We start from the raw sequence: 4,541 nt of genomic DNA on the forward strand, positions 1-4,541 counted from the left end.
CGGGGTCGGATGGTCGGTCGGGCTCGAAGCTGCGTTCGTTCCCACCGGTCACGGCGCTTCGGCTTCGGCCTCGAGTTCGTCGGCGTCCGGTTCGTCCATCGGCTCCTGGGCCAGTTCGATCAGTTCCTCGAGGGTCGAATCGGTCAGCTGATTCTTCAGCAGGACGTCGATCGGCAGCGTGGGCGCGCCGTCGACGAGGTTCTCGAGGAGGACGAGTCGCTCGCGGGCTCGAGACATGCCGACGTAGAAGACGCGGCGTTCGTTGTCGGTCAGAACGGGAACGGGCGAGGAGGTCTTGGTGAACTCCTCGCAGTTGGGGATATCGGTGGGATCGTCGACCGTGGCGACCATCTGCTCGACGACCTTCTCGGTGAGGTCGGTCCCGACGAAGACGTGGTCGGCTTCGCGACCCTTCGCGGAGTGGATCGTGCCGACGCGGACGCGGTCGGTGTCCATCCCCTGGTACTCGCCGATCGCGAAGTAGGATCGGACGCTCTTCTTCTGGAAGTTGGTGACCTTTCGGAGCATGTCCGAGGCGGAGGCCGGGTCGGGCATGAAGGGCGCGTGATCTTCGATGACCCCGGCGGGGATCATGAGTTCCTCCAGGTCCTCGATGCCGGCCGCTTCCTGGCGCTCGTCGATCTCGTCGAAGAGGGCGTCGCGTTCGTTGGTACCGAAGGCCGAATCCTGCAGCATGTCCGCGAGTCGACGGGCCTGCAGGCCGGTGACGTCATCGCCGGCGTCGAGCGCCTCGACCGCGCGGACGTACTGCGTGAGTCGGTCGGTCCACATCCGCTGGTCGGTCAGCGAGGTGAAGGGGACGCCCTCGGTGATGAACTCGTCGATGAACTGGAACATCTGGTAGCGCGCCCGGAACAGCACCATGATGGTGCCGTCGCCCTCGACGAGCGCCCGGCGGACCATCCGGACCACGTCGAGCATCGACGCGTTCGTTTTCGCCTCCACGGCTCCCCCTTCCGTGCGCGGCTTGAGGTCCTTGTCCTGACGCTGATCGATGTGGCGGATCTCCTTGTTGACCGCGTTGAGGACGTTCGACGGCAGTCGGTAGGAGTTCGGCAGGATGACGTCCTCGTCGACCTCCTCATCCAGCAGGAGTGCGGGGTCTGCTCCCTGCCAGGAGTAGACGACCTGGTCGTCATCGCCGGCGATCAGGACCTTCTTCATGTGGGGCTTCCACTCCTGATAGACGTCGTACTGCAGCGTGGTGATGTCCTGAAACTCGTCGATCACCAGATAGTCGACGCTGGGAAGCAGCGAGCGTTGCTCGACTCGCTCGAGCATGTCCGCGAAGCCGATCTTCCCCTCGTCGCCCTTGTAGGTGCGCCAGGCGCGAATCGCTTCGGGAATGTCGATCCGGTCGTCGTCGCTGGGCCAGGTCGGGGTGTACTTGTTGCCCTCCTGGGCGTTGTCGTCGATCTCGGGCGGGAGTCGAACCTCCTCGTCGTCCCACTGGAAGGGAACGTCGTACCAGTCCGAGACCTCGCGGCTGGTCCGCTGGAGCCACTGGCTCGTCGCGATGATCTTGTTCCCGATCGTCGTCGACCGGGCGGTCCGGCGGCCGGCGCCCGAGTACTCGTCTTCGTAATCGATGCCGTACTGGTCGCAGAAGTCCTCCTTGTCGGATTCGCCGATGACGTCGGCTCGGGAGAGATCGAGCAGTTCGTAGGCCTTCGCGTGCATCGTACAGACGTTGCCCTGCAGGGCGCGTGGGCTCTCGTCGAGGCGGTCGGCGAGGCGTTCTCGAATCTCCTGCGCCGCCGCTCGCGTATACGAGACGACGAGAATGTCCCGGAAGGTGACGCCGTCCTGCTCGAGGATATCTTCGACGCGGTCGAGGAGGGCGGTCGTCTTCCCGCTTCCCGGACCACCGAACAGGCGGGTAACCGTCGTGTCCGTCGGAGTCATTGTAGCCAAACAAGAGCGCGACACCTATAAGTGACGTGGGTTTTCTTCGGCAGGAACGAGCGGTTATGGATCGCGCGGCGAGCGGGCGTCTCGGACGTCAGCACCGTCGCGGATCTTGTCCTGACAGTCCGGACAGACGCGCGGATCGTCGACGCCGCGAGGGGTGAACACCCGGGCGTACCGCTCGGTAACGAACGCACCACAGTTCTGACATTCCGGCATGTTCTTCTCACTCTGCCATGACAGGTAACGGATTATAATTGTGTCGGATCGGCCATGATAAAAAAACGGCTGCCGGGTGTGAGTAATCGAAATGTCCCTGACGGGGACGAGTGATAGCGTCACCTCGCTTCGACTCCGCGAGAAACGTGGGGAAACGCGTTCTGACGCTGTACGCGACTTCCCACACGTTGGCCACTCCTGCTCGTTACGTCCCCTACGTCGCAGGTTCCCACCCGCAGACAGTACAGGAACTGGCGGACGTATCGTGGAGACCGCCACACTCCGGACACTGCTTCTTGTTATAGTCGTGGTCCCACCCTACTTGTTCGACCGAGTGACCGCGATCGGACAGGAATTGATCGATGACGTCGTCACCGGCATCGTTGGGTGAGGTTGCCATAGGTGTGTGAATGCCCACCACGCTATTAAATCGTTGGGTCGGTGAAGATCCTGCCACCTCCGTGAGACCACGCGTCGTCGCTGCGACGACGGAAATAGCAGCCCCGAACAACGGAGTGAGCCGCCCGCCAGCGTCGACGGATGAGACGGTCTGCTGTACCGATGTCCCGGCGGAATCGCAGGGCGGTTCGCGGTTGCTCCGGAACTGACTGACAACGGTCCGTCTGAGAGAATTCGACCCGCGTCCTTTTCTCGCTCTCGCCCCAACGGTACCGTATGAGCGACCTGCGCCTCGACGCGACCCAGCTCGATCGCTACTCGAGACACGTCATCATGGACGAGATCGGTCCCGAGGGCCAACAGCGACTGCTCGAGGGCTCCGTCCTGATCGTCGGCGCCGGCGGACTCGGTTCGCCGGCCATCCAGTATCTCGCCGCGGCCGGCGTCGGTCGACTGGGAATCGTCGACGACGACGTCGTCGAGCGCTCGAACCTGCAACGACAGATCGTCCACGGCGACGCCGACGTCGGTCGGCCGAAGGTCGAGAGCGCCGCCGACTACGTCGACCAACTGAACCCCGACATCGACGTCGAGACCCACGAAGCCCGCGTTACCGCGGAGACCGTCGGGTCCCTGGTCGCCGAGTACGACGTCGTCCTCGACGCCAGCGACAACTTCGCGACCCGCTACCTGCTCAACGACCACTGCGTCCTCACCGAGACGCCGCTGTTTCACGGCGCGATCTACCGGTTCGAAGGACAGATCACGTCCTTCACTAACGACCGCGGCGGTGACGGCCGCAGCGATACGGACGGAGACGAGACGTCGCCGCCGTGTTACCGCTGTGTCTTCCCCGAAGCGCCCGAACCCGGTACCGTTCCGGACTGCGCCACCACGGGCGTCCTCGGCGTCCTCCCCGGCACCGTCGGCTGTATCCAGGCCACCGAGGTCGTCAAATACCTGCTCGGGAAGGGCGGTCTGCTCGAGGGTCGCCTCCTGCTGTACGACGCGATGGACATGAGCTTCGAGGAGGTCCCGGTCCGGCCGAACCCGGCGTGTCCGGTCTGCGGGGACGACCCCGAAATCGAATCGGTCTCGGACGTGGCCTACGAGGGCACCTGCGAGATTTCGGCCGACTGATACGGTCTGCTGTACCGATTTACCGGCACGACCGCAGGCCAGATCGCAGTCGCGCCGGAAATGACTGACAGCAGTCCGTATGAGCGCAGCGAGACCCTCACTCCGATCGGGTCTCGGAAAGTGAGCAGTGACCGAAGGGGACCGTGAGCGGAGCGACGACAACCGGTTCGTCCGCCCGAACGCCGCCGCGGTGACGACAGTTACGGCGTGCCGACGTGCCGGCGTCTGCCGTTCAAGTAGACGACTGCCGAGAGCCAGAGCGCAACGATGAATCCGTAGACGCCGTCCCCCGACGGGTTCGCCGACTCCAGGATCGTCGCTAGCAGAGAGACGAGCGCGTAGGCGCCCAGCGGCGCGCCGACGTACGCCCAGTAGTTGGGCCTCCAGTCACGTCCAACTTCCCGGACCCGCCCCGCTTCCCGGAGGGTGACCGCGTCCTCGAAGAGCGCGACGGCGGTGACGACGGAGAACGGGACCAGCACGAACAGCGCCAGCACCGAGAGGGCGAAGCCGGCACCGCCCTCGGGCCGGACGCCGAACACGTAGAGCAGTACCGCTGGAGCAACGAGGCTGTACGCGGCGACCCACCGCCACCAGCCGGAGACGTCGCCGTCCGAGTTCGCGTTCACTCGAGAACGGGCCCTGTCTCGAGCGCGATCGATCCGGGTGGCCAGCCAGTCACCGACGTAGGCACCGATCGCCCCCGACAGGGCGAACAGGCCGACGACGATCGGAATCGCGACCGGGAACAGGACGGCGGCGACCGCGGCCCGCCACCCCGACAGGGACCACGCGAGGTCGAGCATGTGGGCTATCGCCCGGAGTACCGCGGGGACGGAGCCGACGACGCCGGC

5 protein-coding genes are annotated in these 4,541 nt (G+C 64.9%); 1 reads left to right on the top strand and 4 read right to left on the bottom strand.

Annotated features, from left to right (window positions below):
• Positions 1 to 48 precede the first annotated feature (48 nt).
• The 3 genes from PGX04_RS33195 to PGX04_RS33205 form a co-directional block, all read right to left on the bottom strand.
• Positions 49 to 1,926, bottom strand: a complete 1,878-nt coding sequence (locus PGX04_RS33195; RefSeq protein ID WP_273742368.1) for a UvrD-helicase domain-containing protein — start codon at positions 1,924 to 1,926, stop codon at positions 49 to 51.
• A 63-nt stretch (positions 1,927 to 1,989) separates the two neighbouring features.
• A complete protein-coding gene (locus PGX04_RS33200; RefSeq protein ID WP_273742369.1) occupies positions 1,990 to 2,148 on the bottom strand; it encodes a DUF7563 family protein in 159 nt (52 codons plus the stop codon).
• Positions 2,149 to 2,362: 214 nt separating this feature from the next.
• Positions 2,363 to 2,548 carry an HVO_0416 family zinc finger protein gene (locus PGX04_RS33205; protein ID WP_273742370.1) on the bottom strand — a complete coding sequence of 62 codons (186 nt, stop codon included), beginning with the start codon at positions 2,546 to 2,548 and terminating at the stop codon, positions 2,363 to 2,365.
• Positions 2,549 to 2,823: 275 nt separating this feature from the next.
• Between PGX04_RS33205 and ubaA the strand changes: the two genes are divergently transcribed.
• Entirely contained in the window at positions 2,824 to 3,687 is an 864-nt protein-coding gene (gene ubaA, locus PGX04_RS33210) for an SAMP-activating enzyme E1 (protein WP_273742371.1), read from the top strand.
• Between the two features lie 200 nt (positions 3,688 to 3,887).
• Here the strand turns inward: ubaA and PGX04_RS33215 are convergent.
• Positions 3,888 to 4,541 (bottom strand): transposase (locus PGX04_RS33215; RefSeq protein WP_273742372.1); only part of this gene is annotated, 654 nt, incomplete at its 5' end.

Source organism: Natrinema soli, from assembly GCF_028618695.1.

Bases quoted from the DNA above. Each gene is read 5' to 3' on its own strand.
- PGX04_RS33195 (WP_273742368.1), bottom strand. From the start codon at position 1,926: ATGACTCCGACGGACACGACGGTTACCCGCCTGTTCGGTGGTCCGGGA.
- PGX04_RS33200 (WP_273742369.1), bottom strand. From the start codon at position 2,148: ATGCCGGAATGTCAGAACTGTGGTGCGTTCGTTACCGAGCGGTACGCC.
- PGX04_RS33205 (WP_273742370.1), bottom strand. From the start codon at position 2,548: ATGGCAACCTCACCCAACGATGCCGGTGACGACGTCATCGATCAATTC.
- ubaA (WP_273742371.1), top strand. From the start codon at position 2,824: ATGAGCGACCTGCGCCTCGACGCGACCCAGCTCGATCGCTACTCGAGA.